Below are 21,130 nucleotides of genomic sequence, written 5' to 3' on the forward strand. Positions count from 1 at the left end.
CAAGCGTTCTTTTTTACTTGTAGATTGTGCTTTGTAATCTAGTTAATGTTTCCTTCGTCTCTTTCACCACTCGCATAATCATGTGCTGGGCCTCTTCTGTTTTTGCTAATGACGAAGCTTGCCCTGCCCAAAGTGACATATACTCATGATTATTTTGTTTCACTGCGGCCTGGCGAATTTCTGTTGTTACTGCATTTTGAATTGGATACGCTGGAAATCGCTCTTCTTTACTTCTCATTTGTTCGATAAAAGCATTTTGAATTCCTCTTGCATACTTACCTGAAAATGCCCGTGTCATTGTCGTACTTTGATCTGTACTTTTTATAATTGCTTCTTTATGTGCATTATGAGCTGCACTTTCAAAACAAGTTAAAAATGCCGTTCCCATTTGTACTCCTTCTGCACCGAGTGCATAAGCTGCCACTACTCCCCGGCCATCCATAATTCCGCCTGCGGCAACAATTGGAATATGAGGGATCGCATCAACAAGCTGCGGAATCAGTGCAGTTGTTCCAATCATAGAATCTTGTTCTTTTCCTAAAAATGTTCCGCGATGTCCTCCTGCCTCACTTCCTTGTCCCACAATAATATGTACGCCTAAATCTTCCAATACCTTTCCTTCTGCTACATTTGTTGCCGTACCAATTATTTTGATCCCGTGACTTTTTAACAACTCTATTTCTTCTCGTGTTGGTGTATCAAAAGTAAAACTAAAAACAGGCACGTTCTCCTCTATAAGAACTTTCAGCTGTTCTTTATAATTCTCTGGTAACTGCACTGATTTCTTCACTATTTCTAATTGCAATTGTTCCCGAATGGGTTGTAGTAATTGTTGTGATTCTGCTACTTCTTTTTCATTCATTTGTATATCGTTTGTAATAAACAAGTTCACTGCAAAAGGTTTATCTGTTAACTGACGAATTGCACGTACTGAAAGGCGAATTTGTTCAGAACTCATATATCCTGCACCTAATGTTCCTAATCCTCCGCTATTAGACACAGCAGCTACTAACTCTGGTGTTACAACTGTTCCTGCCATTCCAGCTTGAATAATTGGATATGTAATTTGCAACTTCTCACATACTCGGCTATAAAACATTTTTTTCTCCCCTTTCTCTTATACTTTCTTGACCAATAAAACTATTTCCTTCTTTCTTCAATTATTGAAGAGCCATTACATGAATATAGTGTAAGAAAGGAGGGAATTTGATGCAGTACCCAAAAGCGTTACAATACGGAGATACCGTTATGATCATCGCTCCAGCAGGTCCTCCGTCTATTGAGCACATTCTGCAAGCAAAACAAAAATTCGAAGAGATGGGCTTATGCATTATCATTGGAAAGAGTGTACAAGAAAAACGAGGCTATTTAGCTGGAGATGATACCGTTCGTCTTCATGACCTACATGAGGCCTTTACAAACCCACATGTGAAAGGGATTTTTTGTGCTAGAGGAGGATATGGGACTGGTCGCCTTCTACCTTCTATTAACTATGAGCTCATTCGAGATAACCCTAAAATTTTCTGGGGTTATAGCGATATTACAGCTTTACATATCGCTTTCGGACAATTGGCACAACTCGTTACGTTTCATGGTCCCATGATGCAGGAAGTTGGAAAGGGACTTGATACTCTCTCTTTTTCCTCTTTCAAACAACTTTTCCGTCCGTACTCTATTATTTTAGAAGGGGCAGCGTTTCTTCATTCTTTCAATTGTTGCGTCACTGCTCCTCTTGTCGGAGGAAACTTAGCTGTCATTACAAGTACTCTTGGTACACCGTACGAAATTGATACAAAAGATAAATTATTATTATTGGAGGAAATCGGCGAAGAACCTTATCGCGTTGATCGTATGTTAAATCAATTACGCTTAGGAAAGAAATTTGAACAGTGTGCCGGCGTTATCTTTACAAATTGTCACAAGTGTACATCTACAAAACCAGCTTTATCTATTTCTGAAATTCTATATGATTATATTATCTCTTATAATATTCCACTATTGTATGACTTACCAATTGGTCATATCCAGCCAAATATAGGAGTTCCTCTAGGTGTCCCTGCTACAATAAATGGGCAACAAAAAACACTTTCTATCTCTTCTGGTATAAAGTGAAACTTCCATCAGTGAGGAGTCCTTCATCCTCCACCAATCAATCTTGAAGTGGGAATCTCATATTTCCCATTAATGCGAGGTAAATTTGAATAGAAATAATAAAGGAGAAGCAAAAAGCTTCTCCTTTATTATTTCTATTCAGTTATTCTTGTTGTTGTTATTGTTGTTATTTCTGTTATTCCAGTAATTCCAGCAACAGTTGTATTTGTTTTTGTTATTATTGTTGTTATTATTGTTGTTATTATTGTTGTTGTTATTGTTGTTATTACGGTTTTTCCAATTGTATAAGTTATCCCAGCAGCAGTTGTTATTGTTGTTATTGTCAGCCATATATATCCATCCCCCCCTTGGTCAAGCTACTAATACTATATGACGCAAAGGAAAAATGGTAACGGTACTTTATTGATAATAGTTAAAAATTCTTCCGGAAGCAATGTCAGCAATTTCTGGAGGTGTAAATGTTTTATCAAGATCTGTGCCGATATTTAAGACTGCTGTTGCTTCGGCATCAATGCTTTCAAATAACTCTTTTCCACGAATCGAAATAACAGGTACATCTTCCGGCAATGCAGCTTGTAAAAACTCAAGTTGCGTAAAGAATGGTAAAATCCATCTTCCTTCCCCTTGAAAATAGCGTAAATGCACGATTCCTTGTGTATCTCCTTCTTCTATATCAACTGTTCCTGCAACATAAACATGTGTTGTTAATAGTGTTTCATAAAATTCTTTTTGCTTTTGTTCATCTCCATCAGTTAATGCTAATAATGTTTCTAGTTTTTTTATTGGAATATGTGCCATACGCCCCACCCTGCTTTCAAAATTATTGTAATGTAATTATACAAAATATTCTTATTTTTTTCTATAAAATTATTTTTTTACTATAAAGCTAAGTAACTTCTCCTTTCTCAGTCCGCTAATAATAATCATTCTAGCTATAATTAAAACATTCAATAACAGCTTGTTTACATTGTCTTTTCAAAAATGGGTTCCAACTGATATCGAACATGTCCTCCCTCAACGAAAATATTTTTTGTTAAGTTTATTCAAAAAAACACGTAAAAACCTCTTACAATAAGCATAAAAATGTTTTATTATGTATTAAAATACAAAACTAAGAAAGGGGCACCACAGTGAAAATTTGGTTTTATGAAAAAATTAATAACACAAATGATTTACTCGGTATTTGGGATAACGTCCCTACTATTCCGCGAATTGGTGAGAAAGTAGAAATTTTAAAGAGAATACGTACTGTAACAGACATTAAATATACAAAAAACGGGAATAAATTCCATGTTGAAATTCTTATTTCTTAAAGAAAAAAGCTCTCCATTTTTCTTTAGGAGAGCCTTTCTCTTTCATCTGCTTTTTTTATCACAATTGTATCATTCACTAGTTCCACTTTTACATAATCACTTTCTTCTAAACCTAAATGATTGACAGCTTCATCAGGTAATTCGACAGCCATGTAGCGATCGGTGAAGACAACTTGACTATATGTAGCCTGCTCTGCAATCACGTCAGTTTGTTTTTCTTCTTGAATGATCCGCAATGATGGCAGTCCAACTTCTTTTACAGTGCGCCAATTTCGACGAATAAAGGGAATAAGCCATAATAAGCTAATAATAATGATAACAAGACCGATCCATAAATTACTCGGCGCTTGCAATTCAGCAATTTTTACTGGTTCTTGTGTGCCGCTATCAGTAAATTGAATAATGCTAACGACAGTATTGTTTAAAGCATGCACAATTATATTTGTCCATAAGCTTTTCGTTTTAATGTATAAAAGGCACATAACAACACCGAATAAAAAGGCACCAATCACATCTATGTGCCCAAATCCAAAAATTAGTGAAGAAATGATAACGGCCCGTTTCAAGCCCCACTTATACGCCATTCGGTTTAAGAAAAAGCCTCGAAAGATTACTTCTTCCATAATTGGAGCAAATATACAAGCTGAAATGACACTTAAAACTTTTGTAAAAGTAGTGCTCATATCAATTACATTTCCATCACTTAATAAATCAACTAAAAAGTCCGGAATTAGCTGAGCTAGTAAGTAAAATTGAACAAACGAAATGCCGAATGAAAATATCATTCCCATAGCCGTAGCAATTAAAATAAGTCGCCATGGAATGGATGATGGTTTATCAAAAAAACTTGTAAATACCACATTATGCTTTTTCATCTTATAAAACAACCACAGTAATGGAAATACAAAGAAAACGAAAGTGTCTGAAACAAATTCGAATACATTATTTCCAGCCCCTATTACTTCTAGCAAAAGGTATGTAATGAATGAACTTAAAATCATCCACCCAAAAAAACTACGAAGTCGAATACGTGAAAATGTAAGGTTAATAGAAAACACCTCCAACATGATATATCTATATTATAGTATCAATATGCTGTAATTTCTTCCTTTATTTATAAAATTAGCTCTGTATCATCCTACAACTCTCTAAAATAAATCCCCGCTTAAAGCGAGGATTTATTTTTATAGCACATCACGTTTTTGGAACAATGCACTCGAAGCAACGAGTAAAACAACAAAATGAGCTAACACAAATAACAAAGAAGTTGTAAAGCTAAACTCTGTAAATATCGGCTTTGCCCCTTGACTGAGCAACACATTACTATCATACATATTTAAATTCAAGTGAAACATTACAATATACTTTGCTATACCTTGGGCAAATTGGACGATTAGTATTTTTAACATTCCCTCTAGGAAGAAGAAAAACAGTGTAATAACTAATGGTAAAACTGATTTTCTAAAAATATTTGCTAATAAGAATGCAACTGTTGGATAAAAGAAGATCGGTAAAATATTATAGGCAAAACGTTTTACCAAAATTGCAAAGGTTACCGTCCCAATGTCCCCCCCAAATGCAATGAGGCCAATTAACATTGCTGTAAGTAAAGAAGCAATACATACGAATAATATCGCTAAGAGAACTGTAATATACTTTGAAAATAAGATCGTAACTCGCTTTCTCGGACGAATTAACAATTGTTTAATTGTCCCTTTTTGAAATTCATCTGTAATTGTGCGGGATGCAAGCGTTATTCCAAAGATTGTTGCAAACGTAGCAATCATGCCGATATTTTGCTCTGCATACATAATGAATCCTTCAATTTTGATTTCAGGCGGAGCCCATTTTTTAATAATAACTGCTCCTGCAATTTCTAATACTGCTAACACAACTAATAAAATATACATACTCTTTTTCGCATGTAACTTTAAAAATTCATTTTGAATTAATTTTATCATTACGCTTTCCCTCCCCCTGTAACTGCTAAGAACTCATCTTCTAATGATTTATTTTGAACTGTTACACCGTACACAAGAACATCAGCATGCACTAATTTTTTCACAAGTTGCGGAATATCCTCTTTCATGACAGATACAATAATTTTGTTTTCTTGTATAGTTCCTTTAATCAGTTCATTCGCTTCCTCTACTTGATCTACTTCAAACGCTACTACGATTTGTTCATCGCCTTTTACCTGTTCACGTAAACTATACTCTTGTACAAATTGTCCATTCTTAATAATAACGACACGATCACACATCAGCTCAATTTCACTTAATAAGTGACTTGATACAATGACTGCAATGTTTTCTTCCTTTGCTAAACGCTGTAAGTAATCGCGAATTTCACGAATTCCCGCCGGATCTAAACCATTTGTCGGTTCATCTAAAATTAAAATTTTCGGGTTATGCAGTAGTGCTTGTGCAATCCCTAAACGTTGTTTCATACCAAGAGAATATGTTTTTACCTTTTTATGTATCGCATGTTCTAGCTCAACTAGCTTTATAATTTCAGCAATCCGTTCTTTACCAATTGGTGTAACAGCCATATTCGCAAAATGCTTTAAGTTTTGCATTCCTGTCATATAATCATATAGTTCAGGATTCTCTACAATCGCACCAATATACTCTAACGCTTTCTCCCGTTCAGTACGTATACTGTGACCACAAATAGTAATATCGCCTTCTGTTATTGAAATCAGCCCTGTCATCATACGAATTGTCGTCGTCTTCCCACTTCCATTTGGTCCAAGAAAGCCGTACACTTCCCCTTCCTGTACTTCAAACGAAAGACCACGAATAATTTCAGCACTTCCTATTTTTTTATGAACATTTTCTAATTTCACCACTACATTTCCCAATGCCTATTCCTCCTTTAAACCTCTAATTTTTTGTCGATGATATAAGACGCTATGAATATGAAAAGGAAAGTCGATAACAAAACAAAGCATATATACGAAATACTTGCCCCTTCATTTATATAAAATGATGTTTCGAAAAAACCATTTTTATCTATAAATCCAATATGTTGAGTAGAGAATATATATTTGTCCATTTTTTCCAAGAGCGTAGTTATAAAAAATTGAATTACACCTAGAAGCAAAAAGAAAAATATAAATAATACTTTACTTAATAACGAGTTCACATCAAAAAGTTTTATAATTGCAATTATGAGGTATATAGAAACTAAAAAACCCGTTATATCTATAACCCATAAAAAGATAGAAAAGAAATGATGAAGCAACCCAAATTTATAAAAGTATTGCATCGCTCGTTGAATCTCTCCATTTGTGTTTTTCCCGTAAATATCTAATGAAAAAAAATGAACAAATCCTAAAGCTATTAATGACAATAAAACAACCATTATCGTAAAAAATAATAGGTTAGCATATATATATTTTTTAGCAGGAATAGCTGTATATCGAATCATAGAATTTTTTAACATTCTCCGAAATGATGAGACTGCTATTAATCCAATTGAAAATACCGTTATAGTAAATAATAATATAAACAAAACCAATATTACATTTTGTTTCATTGGAGTCATGTGCTTAGCAGAACCCATAAAATTGAATAAAAGAATAAGCGAGATTGTAATAAACCCTAGATAAATAATCCATATTTTCTTTTTATTACAGTTATATAAATAATGAAGAAGTGGATTCATTGTCCAAAAACCTCCTTGAACAACTCGTGTATTGCTTTTCCTCTTTGAAAACGAAGATCTTCTACATTTTCATGTAACACAATTTCTCCGTCCTTTAAAAAGATGACTTCATCAAATAAGTTTTCAATTTCACCGATTAAATGAGTAGAAATTAAAATGGTACTATCTTCACGGTAAAATTGAAGAATTAACTCTAATACATGCTCCCGTGAGACAAGATCGATTCCGCCAAGCGGTTCATCTAATACATACAGTTTTGCATGCCGTGAAAACGTTAAAATAAGTTGTAGTTTTTCTACCATTCCTTTTGATAAAGCATTAATTTTTTCTTCTAATGGAATTTTCAATTTCGCGATTGTATCCACAGCTTTTTGAATATCGAAATCTTCGAAAAAATCACGATAGAAAAACAAAGAATCTTTTACAGTCATCCACTCTTCAAATATAGGACGGTCGGACATGAATGAGACGATTTTTTTCGTTTCTCGATTTACTTTCTTATTAGCAATGAAAATATCTCCTTGAGAAGGATGCTGTAAACCGACAATCATTTTCAGCAACGTCGTTTTTCCGCTGCCATTATCCCCAACAAGTCCAATAATTTTTCCTTCTGTTATTTTGATATTTACATCTCTAATAACAGCTTTTAAATCGTAACGTTTCCACAAATTCTCTATTTCCACTAATTCTCGCATCTGTTCTCCCCCTTTTTCTCTTCTAATGAAGAATGAAGAATGGACAACATTTCCTCTTCTGAAAACCCTAAGTTGTTCATTCCATTTATAAAGACATGAAGCAACTCTTTCGCCATATCTTTTCGCATATCCATAATTTTCTCTCCTTCAGTTGCTACATATCTTCCCATTCCTCTACGCGTCACAACGATACCCTCGCGTTCTAACTCTTGAAATGTACGTTGAATTGTATTTGGATTCACTTGTAGCTCACCGGCTAATTCACGGACAGAGGGGATTTTACTACCAGGTGATAAATGACCTGTTGCGATTTCTTTTTTTATGTATTCCATCACTTGAATGTAAATCGGGATGTTGGGAGAAAATTCAATTTTCATTTCTTCCTCCTAATGTCATAGTGTACTAATCAAATAGTACACTATGACATTAAAAATGTAAATATTAACCTGCTATATTATTTTTTTAATATAACTGAAATTCACAGCATATTCTCAATAAAAATCTATATAATAACAATGTTATGTAAACTTATTCCTCAAAAAAAAGAGTGCCCTATACATATAGAGCACTCACCTTATTAAAAGTTAAATACAAAATCATGTTTTTTGTATCTGTATATAAACCATTTCGCACATTTGGATTCATTTCATATGTAGTACTCACCAGTAAAACCCATTAGAATGAATATAGTTTTACTGGTTTGTTTTTACACTTTATCCCGCTATTCGTGGGCAGTAATACTCCCACCTCAAGATTCGACGAAAGCATTGTCCAGCTCTAGCGGCTAGAATCTCCGGCCGTTTCCGCTTTTCTTAAGAAGTTAGGTGGGAGATAAACTGCCCGTAAAAGCCCGATTGGTGAGGGCTTTTAATCAGTGGGGGATGAAGAAAACCCCCACTGATTAAAGTTTCACTTTATTGTACTTTTACTTGTGCTAACACTGATTTGAAAGTATTGATTACCGTATCTACTTCTTCATAACTAATTGTAAGAGACGGTTCAATACGAATTGTTTTTGAATTAATTAGCGTTCCTGCAACAAGGATGCCTTGATCAAACATTGCTTTCGATACTTCATATCCAATTTCATCTTTATGGAACTCAATACCAATCATTAAACCTTGACCACGAATTTCAAATACTTTGTCTTCATGTCCTTCCGCTGCTTTTTTCAATCCGTTTAAGAAATACTCCCCAACTTCTGCAGCTCGTGCTGGTAAGTTCTCTTCCAATAAAACATGAATTGTTGCAATTGCAGCAGCACATGCAAGTGGATTTCCACCAAACGTTGTTGTATGCATGAATGGGTTATCAAACCAACTTTTAAATACTTGTTCTTTGGCAACAATTGCACCTGCTGGCATTACGCCTCCGCCAAATGCCTTCGCAAGACAGATAATATCCGGCACTACATCATACAGTTCTGCCGCAAACATTCTCCCTGTACGTCCCATCCCAGTTTGTACCTCATCAAAAATAAGCAATGATCCAAATTCATCACAGAGTTCTCTTACTTCTTTTAAATAATTTTCTGGAGGTAAAATAATACCGCCTTCCCCTTGAATTGGTTCTAGAATAACAGCTGCAACATCTTCACCTACTAATACACAAGTTTCAAATGTTTTTCTCATCATCTCGATATCGCCAAATGGAACGTGACGGAAACCTGGAATTAATGGTAAGAATGGTTTACGGAACATTCCTTTTGCTGTTCCAGATAAAGATCCAAGACTCTTACCGTGAAAGGCACGTGTTGTTGAAATGAAAGTTGTTCGTTCACTATACATTTTTGCTAATTTTAATGCCGCCTCCACACTTTCTGTCCCACTATTTGTAAAGAAAGCATATTTCAAATCACCAGGTGTAATATCTGCTAAAATCTTTGCAAGAATCGCACGAAGTGGATCTAGTAGATCCTGACTATGCAATGCTTGACGCTTTAATTGATCTGTTACAGCTTTCACCACTTTCGGATTACGGTGTCCAACATTATAAATCCCAAATCCACCTAAACAATCAATATATTTTTTTCCATTGATATCCATAAAACAAGATCCTTCATCAGACCATTCTACTGCTGCAAATTGTCCATCTTTTGTTACTGTTTTTCTGTAGGCAAGAAAACCAGGATTAACATGCTCTCTAAATCCATCTACTGTTTCTTTTTGGATCCAGTTCGCCTCTTCTTCAGAGACCTTTTCTTTTTCAATTAACTGCAGTACTTTCATAATATAATCATTTACATTTGAATTGTTTACATCCTGCTCATTTGATTTACTTTCTATATTCGTCACCATTTATTTCACTCCTATAGTCTTTTTATTTGCAAACCAACCAATTGGTTCTACTTCTAGATTTATATTAATCTGCTTAATTTCTTGAAATTCTTCTAAACCAAACGTTCCTAAACTACGACCGATCCCACTTTGCTTATATCCGCCCCAAGGCGCCTCGTTGTATGTTGGATGATAACTATTAATCCATGTAATCCCAGCGCGAAGCTTGCGGATTACGCGCATCGCTTTTGCCCCATCAACAGTAAACACCCCTCCAGCTAAACCGTAATCTGTACCGTTTGCTAGCTCAATCGCTTCCTGTTCACCTTTAAACTTTTGGATTACTACAACAGGACCAAAAATTTCTTCCTGCACAATACGCATTTCAGGTTTTACATTGACAAAGACCGTTGGTTCAATAAAGAAACCATCACCTTTTCCATCCGCAAGTATACGCTTTCCTCCGCAAGCAATTTCTGCTCCTTCGTCTTTCCCAATCTCAATATAGCGTAATACTTTTTCCATATGCTCTTGACTTACAAGTGGTCCCATCTCTGATTCTAGGTTATCACCAGGTCCAACATTAATTTGCTTTGCTCGTTCTACGAAATGAGTAACGAATTTATCATATATACTTTCCTCTACAAGAATTCTCGATCCCGCTGAACACACTTGTCCAGTACCTGCATAAATACCAAACAGCGCATAATCAACAGCGGTTTCAAAATCTGCATCTGCAAAAATAATATTTGGAGACTTCCCGCCAAGTTCTAGCGAAATCTTTTTCATATTATCCGCCGCTGTTCTCATAATGTGCTTTCCTGTTTTCGTTCCACCCGTAAAGGAAATCATGTCAACTTTATCACTTGCTGCAATCTCGTTTCCTACTGTTGGTCCAGCTCCCATTACCATATTTGCAACGCCTTTTGGCATATTTACTTTCTCAAGGATTTCAAATAATTTTGTTGCAGTGACTGGTGTCACTTCAGAAGGTTTAAATACAATTGTATTTCCAGCTGCTAAAGCAGGTGCAATTTTCCAAACACTCATTAGTAACGGATAATTCCAAGGAACAATTAAACCACAAACACCAACCGGCTCTCTGACTACCATAGCTTGCATTGGATCAGCTACATGATATGTTTGGCCATCTGGCTTTGTAATAAGCCCAGCATAATAACGGAAGCAAGCTGCCGCATCCCCAATATCACCTTCTGCCTCGCGATGTGTTTTTCCATTATCCATTGTTTCAAGACGTGTAAGTTCTTCCTTATTTTTATCAATTTCATCTGCTATTTTAAATAAATAAGATGCTCTTTCAGCTGCGGATGTTTCTGGCCAAATTCCGCTCTCAAAAGTCGCTCTTGCCGCTTCTATCGCGGATTTCACATCCAGGATCGTTCCTTCAGGCGCATATGCGATAACCTTGCCATTCGCAGGGTTAATAATAGGTCGTTTTTCTTGATTACTAGACTCTTTCCACTCACCGTTTATATACATTTTTAAATCTAGCACTATTTAATCCCCCTTTGTCGATCGTTCATATATTATATAAGCAATAATTGTGCCAACATTTAAAATACCAAGTAATCATACATTTCTTTAAATAAAACGCATGAACCTATGCATTTTTGCATAGGTTATTACATTTTGAATAATTACAACAAAAATAATAAAGAGAAAGGAGTCGTCCCATTAGACTTCCCCTTTCTCTTTTAGAAATATGAAATTGTATCAACTGCTCCTCCCTTTTCATTCATGATTTTTTGAAATTTACGACTTACCGAAGATTGGCTAATACCAAGAGCCTTTGCGGCCTTCGTCGTCGTTTTATACTGCTTCATCGCAAGTAAGATTAATTGCTCTTCTACAGAATGTAATGCTTCTTGTAATGGCAAGACCCTTGTAATAACTGGCTTAGATTTTTTAAAGTCATAACCAGGTGTTAAAAATTTACCAACAAATTCAGCATCAATAACTGGCTCATCTGCTGATACTACTAAACGCTCAATCATATTTTGTAATTCTCGTACATTTCCCGGCCATGAATAAAATTCTAATAAATTTAGTGCATCAGGGGTTAAATGGTAGTTTTTATTATATTTTTCATTTAATTGTTGTAAGAAGTGAAATGCGAGTACTGGAACATCTTCCATTCTCTCCCTTAACGGAGGAACTTGTAGTGGAATTACATTTAAACGATAAAATAAATCTTCACGGAACGTACCAGCTTCCACCATTTTTTCGAGACTTTTATTTGTAGCCGCAATAATTTGAACGTTTATTTTCGTAGGAACTGTGCTTCCGATTGGAATTACTTCTTGCTCTTGTAACACTCTAAGTAATTTCACCTGCAAATGTAATGGCATTTCGCCAATCTCATCCAAAAATAAAATTCCTTGATCCGCTCGCTTAAAATATCCTTCTTTTCCGTTTTTATCCGCACCGGTAAAAGCACCTTTCGTATATCCGAACAGTTCACTTTCCAATAATGATTCTGGAATTGCACCGCAATTTAGTTTTAAAAACGGCTTTGAATATCGATTTCCTAGTTGATGAATTGCTTGAGCAATCACTTCTTTTCCAACACCCGATTCTCCAGAAATAAGCACATTAGAAGAAAAATCAGCTATTTTTTTAGCTTGATTAATAATTTGTTCCATTTTCGGACTGCAATAAATAAGTTTCTTAAGAAAACGATCTTTATTTTTAAAGTTGTCCAATTCCTTTTTATATTGTTCAGATATCTTTTTCATCTCATGCAATTCCATTTTTAATCTCGTTGCCTCGGTAATATCCCTTGATGCAATAATAATGCGGTGCAGTTCTCCTTGTTCATTAAACACAGGGTTTCCAACCGCTAATATTTTCCTACCACTTTTCGTTTCTTGTACAATCGACACCTTTTTCTTTTTCTCTAGTACTAAGCGAGTAACAGATGGACTAAATAATCCTTTCCGCTCTAAATCTAATAGATTTTTTCCTAAAAGATTCTTGAGATCTCCTCCCCAAAAATCATTAATAATGGTTTCACTATAACGAATTAATTCCCCTTTATGATTGACTACTAATATTTCATCATAAATACTAGATAAGATTGCATGTAAATCTTTATTTAAATCCTTTATATATTCAATTTCCATGGCCATATCCTCAACCATTGGCAAATCTTGTACAATAATAATCATTCCTTCAATACTTTGATCAAAGCTAGGGATTGGACTATAATCAACTAATACTCCCATCTCATTCGTTATTTGTAACTGATTTAAAATCGTTTTTCTCGTTGCATATACATTGTTAATATGTTCACCATTAAAAATCTGTTCTGCTGGGACATTCAACACTTTTTCAGCAGTAGATTTAATCATCTTTAAACCAGATTCATTACAATTTACAATTTTCTTTTCCCGGTCGACTATAAAAATCCCCATTGGAATAGACATTAAAATAATTTTTAGTATATCTACACTTTTATTTTCCTGCCTAAATAATTCTGCAAAAACATCCTCTCTTCTTATGTACCCTTTTAACTCTCCTATTTCATTTTTCACAATAGCAATAGGTGCCCCAATAATTTGAAAGAGAGCTGTTAAGGAAATATTTTTGCTAAGGTGACAAATTGTATTTAGTGAAACAGCATTTGCAAGTAATGCCTGGGCAGTTAATTCCTCATTTTTTGATAGCAGTTCCTCCACATGGACGTATGCAAATAATTGATCTTCCCTTTTTAAGAACAGAAAAGGCTCTTTTATATTTTTAACATCTATATTCCATTCCTTTTCAGGTTGATCAATAGGTAGAGAAACAATCTGTCTAATTTTTTTATGAGCAATGGAAAACATTCCACTTCTCCTCCTTCGGGATACTTAATATGTATTGTATCACTAAAAACAGATTTTTTTAATTAATCTGACAATATATGTTTTCCTTTAATTGAATAGAAAAAGGAAGATGAATGCTACCATCTTCCTTTTTACTCTCTCATTAATCACTGCCACTATTTAAAATATCCTCTTGAATATAAGCTAATACCATCCCTGGAATTACCTTATCTCCCGCTTCTACTTCTAAAGACTGTACTTCTCCACTACATCCCATTTTAATCACTTCCATCTGACCATTCATATTTTTAATAGCAAACAGTGGTTCCCATTCATAAATTCGTGATTCCCTATTAATTGACACTTTTTCAACCGTTCCATAACATGGACTCGTAACGATTTCATAATACAAAATGAATCATTCCCTTCTTTTATTCTATTCATATTGTTCTGCTAACATTTGTAACTGAAGAATCATATGGAAAAAACTTCGGAAATCTTCTACATCTTCTATATATTTTTACTAGTTTTATAAAGCAATAATCGTGCCAAATAAAAAATATAACGTTTATTCAGCCTTCTCTCTGATACTGATTTACAAATTCCCTCTCTTTCTTTATGAATTGTTGAATGCCTTATGCAAGCTTGCATAAATTTCATTTCCCCAACATAAAAAACATCGGAAAAATTCCGATGTTTTTTGTTATTTTATATTTCCTGCACTTCTTCAAAATGCATTTGCGGTGGAGCTGATCGGAACATGTTCGTAATATACAACAAGTAACCAATTCCAACAGCAGCCCAGCTAAGTCCAAGAATTAGCGAATGAATATTGAGGTTAAACCATAACACAGCTACTGTACCTGCTCCGAAAATAGGTAGAACTAAGAAATTAAAAAAGTCTTTTGCTGTTTTATATCTTTTTTGCTTGATAACATAGTAAGCAATGACAGATAAATTAACAAAAGTAAATGCAATAAGCGCTCCGAAATTAATAAGAGATGCTGCTGTTTCTAAATCGATAAATATAGCGGAAAGTGAAATTATTCCCACAATAATAATGTTATATACGGGAGTTCGCCAGCGAGGATGAATGTATCCAAATATCTTCTGCGGGATTACATTATCCCGCCCCATTACGTATAATAATCGCGACACACTTGTATGAGAAGCTAAACCTGATGCCATTGTTCCCATAAATGTTCCTACTAAAAAGAAAGTTTGAAATAGTTTTCCACCAACGTATAGCGCGATTTCTGGTGCCGCTGATTCTTGATCTTTAAATACGGATGCATCTGGAAAAAAAGATTGTGTGAAATACGTAGTACTAATAAATAAAATGCCGCCAATTAAAGCGGTAAGAAAAATAGCCCGAGGAATTGTCTTCTTCGCATTTGGTGTTTCCTCCGAAAATGTAGTTACTGCATCGAAACCTAAAAATGAAAAGCAAAGAATTGTGGCCCCTGCAACGAACGATGATATTTGTATATCTGATTGAAAAAACGGCCGAATGGAAAAAACTTTTCCAGTTCCTTCTCCTGCTAGTAATCCTTTTACAACAAGAATTACAAACACAGCCATTACTAATATTTGAAACACGACTAAAAATGTGTTGAAATTAGCAGTGACATTTACACTAATAATATTTATAAGTGTAATTAGTAGGACAAATCCAACGACCCATATCCAAGAAGGAACACTCGGAAAAAGTGCAGACATATAAATCCTCGTTAGTAGTGCGTTCACCATTGGTAAAAACAAATAATCCAATAACGCTGACCATCCAACAAGGAATCCAAGCCTTGTACTAATTGTCTTCTGTGTATACGTATAAGCAGATCCCGCAGTAGGAAAAACCTTTACCATTTTACCGTAGCTTGCAGCTGTAAATAACATTCCTGCTAATGCAATAAGATAAGCTCCAGGAACATGACCACCTGTTTTTTCAGAGACAATTCCAAATGTATCGAATCCCACCATCGGCGTCATATACCCGACACCTAGCATGACAATTGACCAAAGTCCCAATGAACGTTTTAAACCAACTACTTTCCCCACCTATCATTCCTCCTACTTTCTCTATCTAATTCCCATGTAACGTTTGATAATTAAACTGAAAACGCTTTCAATAAATCGCGCATATTACATACCGCACTCCAGCCTCCCTTTTTATTTTTAAAATATTCATGCAATTTTTAAGCCAAAATTTTTTGGGTTAAAAAATTAAAAGGATAAGCCCGTTTTTGCGCTTCAAAGATACACCAGGTGAGTTTATTTTCTTTACATTTTTGTTGGTTTTTTATTCATTTTGACATAACTTATTCAATCTCTCATACCACTATATACACATGAAGTGAAACTTTAATCAGTCGAAAAACAACAAATTCATCACATAATAATAACATTTTGTAAACTATACATATCAAAAAAAGCTGCCTTCACATATGAAAGACAGCTTTTTTAATCCTATCTATTTAAAAGCTAAATACGAAATCATCATCTGATAATTTTTCAACATTTGTTGCTTTTACATAACCATTCCCTTTTACAGAGAAGAAATCATGGTTTTTCGTATCTGTACGTAAACCATTTAATACGATTGGGTTAATTTCTTCTTCTTCAAAGTGCGGTTCTAATCCTAAGTTCATTAGCCCTTTATTCGCATTGTAACGAATAAAACGATTCACTTCTTCCACAAGGCCAATTGATGTATAAATTTCCTCTGTATACGCTGTTTCATTGTCATACAGCTCTAATAACAGATCCTTCGTTTCTTTTTGTACTTCTTGTTGTTCTTCGGCAGAAAGCTCTGCAAAAACTTGCTGTGCTAAAATACCGACGAATACGCCGTGGATGGACTCGTCCCGGATTATTAAATTAATAATTTCTCCACTCGCCGTTAATTTTCCTTGCCCTGCTAAATACAGTGGATAGAAGAATCCACTATAGAACAAGTAGCTTTCTAAAAATACACTTGCTACCATTGCCATATATAGCTCTTTTTTCGTTACTTGAGGCTTTAATAAACGACGGTAGTAATTTGTAATGATACTTGATTTTTTCTCAAGTAACGGATGTGTATCTACCCATTCAAAAATTTCATCAATTTCTTCTTCAGTTGCAAGTGTTGTGAAAATATGACTGTAACTTTTCGCATGCACTTCTTCCATAGCTCCCATGAACGCAAGCACACTCTTTGCTTGTAAGTTCTCAAGGTGCACAAGAATCAGCGGCATTCCTTCGCCGCCTTGCTTCGTATCTAGAAGTGTTAATCCCCCTAGTACACGCTTATAAGCAATTTGTTCTTCCTTCGATAACTGCACCCACGTATTTTTGTCAGAAGAAACTGCGATCTCCTCTTCTGTCCAAAACTGAGCGATGTTTTGCTTCCAAAACATTAAACTAAAATCGTCTTCTTTCTTGTTCCAGTTTACCGCGCGCATTGAATCGCCCCTTTATTATATTGTTGCATCTAACGTGCGGTTAAACTTCCATTTCAAAATGAAAATTTAACCGCACGTTAGAACGTAAATTACATAACTAAGCATGAGCAGGGTTTTTCTGACCCTGCTCATGCTGTTTTATATGATAAATATCAATTGTATGCTCTTCTACTAAAAAAATACATTATACTGTGCAGGCTACACACTCTTCCACACTTAATTTACGTGTTCTTGTGTAGTACAAGCTCTTTAATCCTTTTTTATGAGCATAAATATAGTAACGTGCTAATTCACGAGTAGAAATATCACTATTTACATACAGGATTGTACTAATCCCTTGGTCAATATGTTCTTGAATTTCTGTAATTAAATCGATGAGCTTAAACTGATTCATATCGTAAGAAGATTTATAATACCAGAACGTATCTTTTGATAAATACGGCATTGGATAATATGTTGTCGCATTTGCGTACGTTCTTGATTCGATTTGGCTTACGATCGGCATCACTGATGAAGTAGCATTCTGCACGTAACTGATTGATTGTGTAGGTGCAATTGCTAATCTGTATGCGTTATATAAACCATGCTTTCGCACCTGTTCTTTTAAACTTGTCCAATCTTCTTTTGTCGGAACATGAATTCCTTCAAATAACTGCTGAACTTTCTCAGTTGTCGGACTATAATCCGTTGTTTCATACTTCTCAAAGTATGTGCCATTTGCATAATCTGACTTTTCAAAGTCCTTAAAGGTTTCACCTTTCTCTTTTGCAATTTCCATACTTTTTTCAATAGAGTAGTAATTCAACATCATAAAGAATGTACGAGCAAATTCTTTCGCTTCTGCACTTTCATAAGCGATTTTATTTTTCGCTAAATAGCCGTGTAAGTTCATCGCTCCAAGACCAACAGAATGTAGTTCCTCATTTGCTTTTTTCACAGTCGGTGCGTTCGGAATAATTGTCATATCAGAAACAGCCGTTAAAGCTTCCATACCTGCATGAACTGCTTCACGAATTTCTTTATTCTCCATTACGTTCACGATATTTAATGATCCTAAGTTACAGTTAATATCACGACGGATCATGTCATCTGTACCGTAGTCATTGATTTCAGATGTTTCCTGTAGTTGAAAAATTTCTGTACAGAGGTTCGACATCTTCACAGTTCCAATATCCTTTAACGGATGTTGCTTATTCGCATTTGATTTAAACATTAAATATGGATAACCAGACTCAAGCTGAATCATCGCAATTTTAATGAGCATATCGCGTGTACTAATATCAAGCTGCTTCTTTCTGATATTTGGATTGCTCATCAGTTCATCATACATTTCATCAATGTCGATATCATCTAAATGTTTTCCGTACTCTTTATACACTGTATAAGGCGCGAAAACATGGAATGGTTCGTTTTTCTCAGCAAGCTCAAAGAACTTGCTTGGTACGATAATTCCGATGGAAAGAGACTGAATACGGCTCTTCTCGTCGGCATTTATTTTTTTTGTATCGAGGAACTCAATAATGTCCCAATGGAAAATATTTAAATATACAGCTCCGGCACCTTTTCTTTGCATGTTGTTACTCCATACATTTAAAACGTATGGGGAATAGTCATTTCTGCTACCCTCTCTATATCGCTATAGAGTTCAGACCATATCTTCTTCTCACCAAATTCTTTGTTTAGCCATTCATCATATTTTTATTATATATACCATTTGAATTTGGTTTGTTTGAGAAGCCAGGTTCGAGCTATATAGTCGCCTACATAGCTACTTGGTCGTTGAACCTTCTCCTTATCTAACAGACTTAGGAGCTCGGCTGCTGATTTCCTGCAATCTTGGATTTTTAGGGGGCGCTACGTAATTTCTCCGTAGTATCCTACCTCGATATACTCAGGCGTTCCAGCAATTGACCCGGTTTTATAGTTGAGCCATAAGTTAACCCAACTGATTCGCATACGAAAACGAATCTTCAAGCAATTTCATAACTGGTACAACACCACTTGCTGCGTTCTCGATACCTTTAATTTGTTCACCGCGTGCTCGTAGTTTACTCAAGTTGAGCGCTACGCCTCCACCAATCTTACTTAACTGCATCGCTGTATTAATATTAAACCCAATCGAGTTTAAGCTGTCGTCCATCTCTAACAAGAAACAAGACACCATTTCTCCTCTTCTGCTTCTTCCTGCATTTAAAAAGGTTGGTGTCGCTGGTTGATAGTTTTGTTTGACGATCATACTTGCGAATTGCTTCGCCTTCTGAGCGTTTCCTCGTCCTAAGTATAACGATACGATTGCTACGCGATCAGGATAGCTTTCTAAATATTGTTTTTGATCATTCGTTTTTAACGCGTAATCTTTATAAAACTTAGAAGCTGCCATATAAGATTGAAACTCAAACTTTTCGCCGTATGCGATTTCGTATACAGCCTCCACCTCGTCCATCTTATATTCGCTTAACACATCATAGTAGTAGTCATGCTCTAACATATACTCGATGCGATTCGCCACGCTATCAAAAGGAACGGTATTCTCTTTCGCTTCTTCCATAAAGACAGCTAGTGCCTCTTTATCTTTGTGAAGCTGATAGAACCCGTCCTGCATTTGCGTGATCTCATTATTCAATTCAATGTGTCGCAATCTCCAGCACCCTCTCTTTAAAAACTTCTACATCTTTATTTGTTCCAGATAACTCAAATTTTGATACAATTGGCACTTCATATCTCGTTGAAATCTTGTCTGCACTTGCCCCAAACATATCTCCCCAATTACGATTTCCGCTTGCAGATACTCCTTTTAAACGTTCATGATTACGTTCTAAAAATTTCAAAACACGTTCCGGCACATTTCCAAAACCTGTTGTATACGTAATAAGGACAAATTCTTCATCTAATACGAGATTTTCATTGATTTGAACGGCCGGCATATTTAATTTGTGAATGAAACGCTTCACGTTTCCTGTCATAGAATCATATGCAACTAACATCTCCGACCCTCCTTTTACATCTTTTCACGTCATGTTCGCCCTTGATGAATTCTCTATATATTGTATTACTTTTTAAAAAAGGACACAAGATATATGTATAATTTCTTTCTTTTTAAAAATTTATTTTTTCGACAAAAAAGGCCGCTCTTTATACAATACAAAGAATATGAAACAACATTCTAAAACACATGTCAATAAAGTGTATTTCAAAAAAGTTGTCAACGGATTTACCCACATTTCCAAAAAAGTTCCTCTTATCAAATTGTCAAAAAAGAAAACATAAATGCGAAATCTATTTCTCATTTGTCAAAAAAAAACGAACAGTTCCCTTATTAGAAACTGTTCGAAACCGGTTACATATTATATATAAACTAGAACCCTTTTTAGGGAAATAGGAGCGTCTGACCGCACATAGAAACGGTCAGAGCTTTTTCCCTACCGCACTCGTGTAATCCTATTCTTGAAGTTCTACACGCACGATATCGCTCAAAAATATATGATGGAAAATTTCATCTTTACATTGCATCGTAAAAACAGGTGATTCATCATCGAAATACGCAATCGTACCTTTAACTTTTTGAATCGAATTTTGTAGTTTTGCTATTACAAGCACACTTTGTTCGTGTTCGTATGCTTTTTTTAATTGCTCCATGATTTCCTTCATTCGCTTGCGCTTCTCCGGAAACATAACCATCCCAACAAATTTTCTTCCTTTCTCATCTTTCCAAAAACAGTCCCAATGCGGAAGTATTCCTTGTTTAAACTCTCCCAAATAAACTTCTCTCCTTTCTCGTCATCCGGCTCTTAATAATTC

18 protein-coding genes and 2 pseudogenes are annotated in these 21,130 nt (G+C 35.2%); 2 read left to right on the forward strand and 18 right to left on the reverse strand.

From position 1 onward, the window contains the following. Positions 1–13 precede the first annotated feature (13 nt). The gene (locus tag BR72_RS18425; RefSeq protein WP_035435368.1) at positions 14–1,099 is read right to left on the reverse strand and encodes an NAD(P)H-dependent flavin oxidoreductase; all 1,086 of its coding nucleotides are present in this window, start codon (positions 1,097–1,099) and stop codon (positions 14–16) included. Between the two features lie 110 nt (positions 1,100–1,209). On the opposite strand from BR72_RS18425, the gene BR72_RS18430 reads away from it, so the two are divergent. Then, positions 1,210–2,112: a S66 peptidase family protein gene (locus BR72_RS18430; protein WP_035435370.1), complete on the forward strand. Its 903-nt coding sequence runs from the start codon at positions 1,210–1,212 to the stop codon at positions 2,110–2,112. A 399-nt stretch (positions 2,113–2,511) separates the two neighbouring features. On the opposite strand, the gene BR72_RS18435 is transcribed toward BR72_RS18430, so the two are convergent. Continuing rightward, positions 2,512–2,910: an SseB family protein gene (locus tag BR72_RS18435; protein ID WP_035435372.1), complete on the reverse strand. Its 399-nt coding sequence runs from the start codon at positions 2,908–2,910 to the stop codon at positions 2,512–2,514. Positions 2,911–3,242: 332 nt separating this feature from the next. On the opposite strand from BR72_RS18435, the gene BR72_RS18440 reads away from it, so the two are divergent. Continuing rightward, positions 3,243–3,425: a DUF3913 family protein gene (locus tag BR72_RS18440; protein ID WP_035435375.1), complete on the forward strand. Its 183-nt coding sequence runs from the start codon at positions 3,243–3,245 to the stop codon at positions 3,423–3,425. 23 nt (positions 3,426–3,448) lie between these two features. On the opposite strand, the gene BR72_RS18445 is transcribed toward BR72_RS18440, so the two are convergent. The 16 genes and pseudogenes from BR72_RS18445 to BR72_RS18520 form a co-directional block, all read right to left on the reverse strand. Then, positions 3,449–4,474 carry a type II CAAX endopeptidase family protein gene (locus tag BR72_RS18445; protein WP_090995311.1) on the reverse strand — a complete coding sequence of 342 codons (1,026 nt, stop codon included), beginning with the start codon at positions 4,472–4,474 and terminating at the stop codon, positions 3,449–3,451. Positions 4,475–4,609: 135 nt separating this feature from the next. Further along, positions 4,610–5,386, reverse strand: coding sequence for an ABC transporter permease (locus BR72_RS18450; protein ID WP_035435380.1), 777 nt, complete (start codon positions 5,384–5,386; stop codon positions 4,610–4,612). Then, positions 5,386–6,288: an ABC transporter ATP-binding protein gene (locus BR72_RS18455; RefSeq protein WP_035435383.1), complete on the reverse strand. Its 903-nt coding sequence runs from the start codon at positions 6,286–6,288 to the stop codon at positions 5,386–5,388. Before BR72_RS18455 ends, BR72_RS18450 begins: the two co-directional genes overlap by 1 nt. Before the next feature lie 14 nt (positions 6,289–6,302). After that, entirely contained in the window at positions 6,303–7,094 is a 792-nt protein-coding gene (locus BR72_RS18460; RefSeq protein WP_035435387.1) for a hypothetical protein, read from the reverse strand. After that, entirely contained in the window at positions 7,091–7,789 is a 699-nt protein-coding gene (locus tag BR72_RS18465; protein WP_035435390.1) for an ABC transporter ATP-binding protein, read from the reverse strand. Before BR72_RS18465 ends, BR72_RS18460 begins: the two co-directional genes overlap by 4 nt. Next, the gene (locus BR72_RS18470) at positions 7,777–8,166 is read right to left on the reverse strand and encodes a GntR family transcriptional regulator (protein ID WP_035435393.1); all 390 of its coding nucleotides are present in this window, start codon (positions 8,164–8,166) and stop codon (positions 7,777–7,779) included. The genes BR72_RS18465 and BR72_RS18470 overlap by 13 nt, the downstream gene beginning before the upstream one ends. 537 nt (positions 8,167–8,703) lie before the next feature. Beyond that, positions 8,704–10,086, reverse strand: coding sequence for a putrescine aminotransferase (locus tag BR72_RS18475; RefSeq protein ID WP_035435396.1), 1,383 nt, complete (start codon positions 10,084–10,086; stop codon positions 8,704–8,706). Then, positions 10,087–11,580: an aldehyde dehydrogenase family protein gene (locus BR72_RS18480; protein ID WP_035435399.1), complete on the reverse strand. Its 1,494-nt coding sequence runs from the start codon at positions 11,578–11,580 to the stop codon at positions 10,087–10,089. Between the two features lie 200 nt (positions 11,581–11,780). After that, the gene (locus BR72_RS18485; protein ID WP_035435402.1) at positions 11,781–13,910 is read right to left on the reverse strand and encodes a sigma 54-interacting transcriptional regulator; all 2,130 of its coding nucleotides are present in this window, start codon (positions 13,908–13,910) and stop codon (positions 11,781–11,783) included. Between the two features lie 142 nt (positions 13,911–14,052). Then, positions 14,053–14,301: a biotin/lipoyl attachment domain-containing protein gene (locus BR72_RS18490; protein WP_035435404.1), complete on the reverse strand. Its 249-nt coding sequence runs from the start codon at positions 14,299–14,301 to the stop codon at positions 14,053–14,055. A 296-nt stretch (positions 14,302–14,597) separates the two neighbouring features. Beyond that, positions 14,598–15,947: an APC family permease gene (locus tag BR72_RS18495; protein WP_035435406.1), complete on the reverse strand. Its 1,350-nt coding sequence runs from the start codon at positions 15,945–15,947 to the stop codon at positions 14,598–14,600. Positions 15,948–16,363: 416 nt separating this feature from the next. Beyond that, the gene (gene nrdF, locus BR72_RS18500; RefSeq protein WP_035435408.1) at positions 16,364–17,332 is read right to left on the reverse strand and encodes a class 1b ribonucleoside-diphosphate reductase subunit beta; all 969 of its coding nucleotides are present in this window, start codon (positions 17,330–17,332) and stop codon (positions 16,364–16,366) included. Between the two features lie 184 nt (positions 17,333–17,516). After that, a pseudogene (locus BR72_RS18505) lies at positions 17,517–18,902 on the reverse strand (ribonucleoside-diphosphate reductase subunit alpha); the annotation flags it as partial. 369 nt (positions 18,903–19,271) lie between these two features. Beyond that, positions 19,272–19,970, reverse strand: a pseudogene (locus BR72_RS18510) (ribonucleotide reductase N-terminal alpha domain-containing protein); the annotation flags it as partial. Continuing rightward, complete coding sequence (nrdI, locus tag BR72_RS18515; RefSeq protein ID WP_035435410.1) at positions 19,957–20,316, reverse strand: class Ib ribonucleoside-diphosphate reductase assembly flavoprotein NrdI; 360 nt, start codon at positions 20,314–20,316, stop codon at positions 19,957–19,959. The gene nrdI and the pseudogene BR72_RS18510, both read right to left, overlap by 14 nt. Positions 20,317–20,770: 454 nt before the next feature. Then, complete coding sequence (locus BR72_RS18520) at positions 20,771–21,088, reverse strand: hypothetical protein (RefSeq protein ID WP_035435412.1); 318 nt, start codon at positions 21,086–21,088, stop codon at positions 20,771–20,773. Positions 21,089–21,130: the final 42 nt, after the last annotated feature.

It is taken from the genome of Bacillus sp. UNC322MFChir4.1, from assembly GCF_000746135.1.
Taxonomy (GTDB): Bacteria; Bacillota; Bacilli; order Bacillales; family Bacillaceae_G; genus Bacillus_A.

Bases quoted from the DNA above. Each gene is read 5' to 3' on its own strand.
- BR72_RS18425 (WP_035435368.1), bottom strand. From the start codon at position 1,099: ATGTTTTATAGCCGAGTATGTGAGAAGTTGCAAATTACATATCCAATT.
- BR72_RS18430 (WP_035435370.1), top strand. From the start codon at position 1,210: ATGCAGTACCCAAAAGCGTTACAATACGGAGATACCGTTATGATCATC.
- BR72_RS18435 (WP_035435372.1), bottom strand. From the start codon at position 2,910: ATGGCACATATTCCAATAAAAAAACTAGAAACATTATTAGCATTAACT.
- BR72_RS18450 (WP_035435380.1), bottom strand. From the start codon at position 5,386: ATGATAAAATTAATTCAAAATGAATTTTTAAAGTTACATGCGAAAAAG.
- BR72_RS18460 (WP_035435387.1), bottom strand. From the start codon at position 7,094: ATGAATCCACTTCTTCATTATTTATATAACTGTAATAAAAAGAAAATA.
- BR72_RS18465 (WP_035435390.1), bottom strand. From the start codon at position 7,789: ATGCGAGAATTAGTGGAAATAGAGAATTTGTGGAAACGTTACGATTTA.
- BR72_RS18470 (WP_035435393.1), bottom strand. From the start codon at position 8,166: ATGAAAATTGAATTTTCTCCCAACATCCCGATTTACATTCAAGTGATG.
- BR72_RS18475 (WP_035435396.1), bottom strand. From the start codon at position 10,086: ATGGTGACGAATATAGAAAGTAAATCAAATGAGCAGGATGTAAACAAT.
- BR72_RS18485 (WP_035435402.1), bottom strand. From the start codon at position 13,910: ATGTTTTCCATTGCTCATAAAAAAATTAGACAGATTGTTTCTCTACCT.
- nrdF (WP_035435408.1), bottom strand. From the start codon at position 17,332: ATGCGCGCGGTAAACTGGAACAAGAAAGAAGACGATTTTAGTTTAATG.
- nrdI (WP_035435410.1), bottom strand. From the start codon at position 20,316: ATGTTAGTTGCATATGATTCTATGACAGGAAACGTGAAGCGTTTCATT.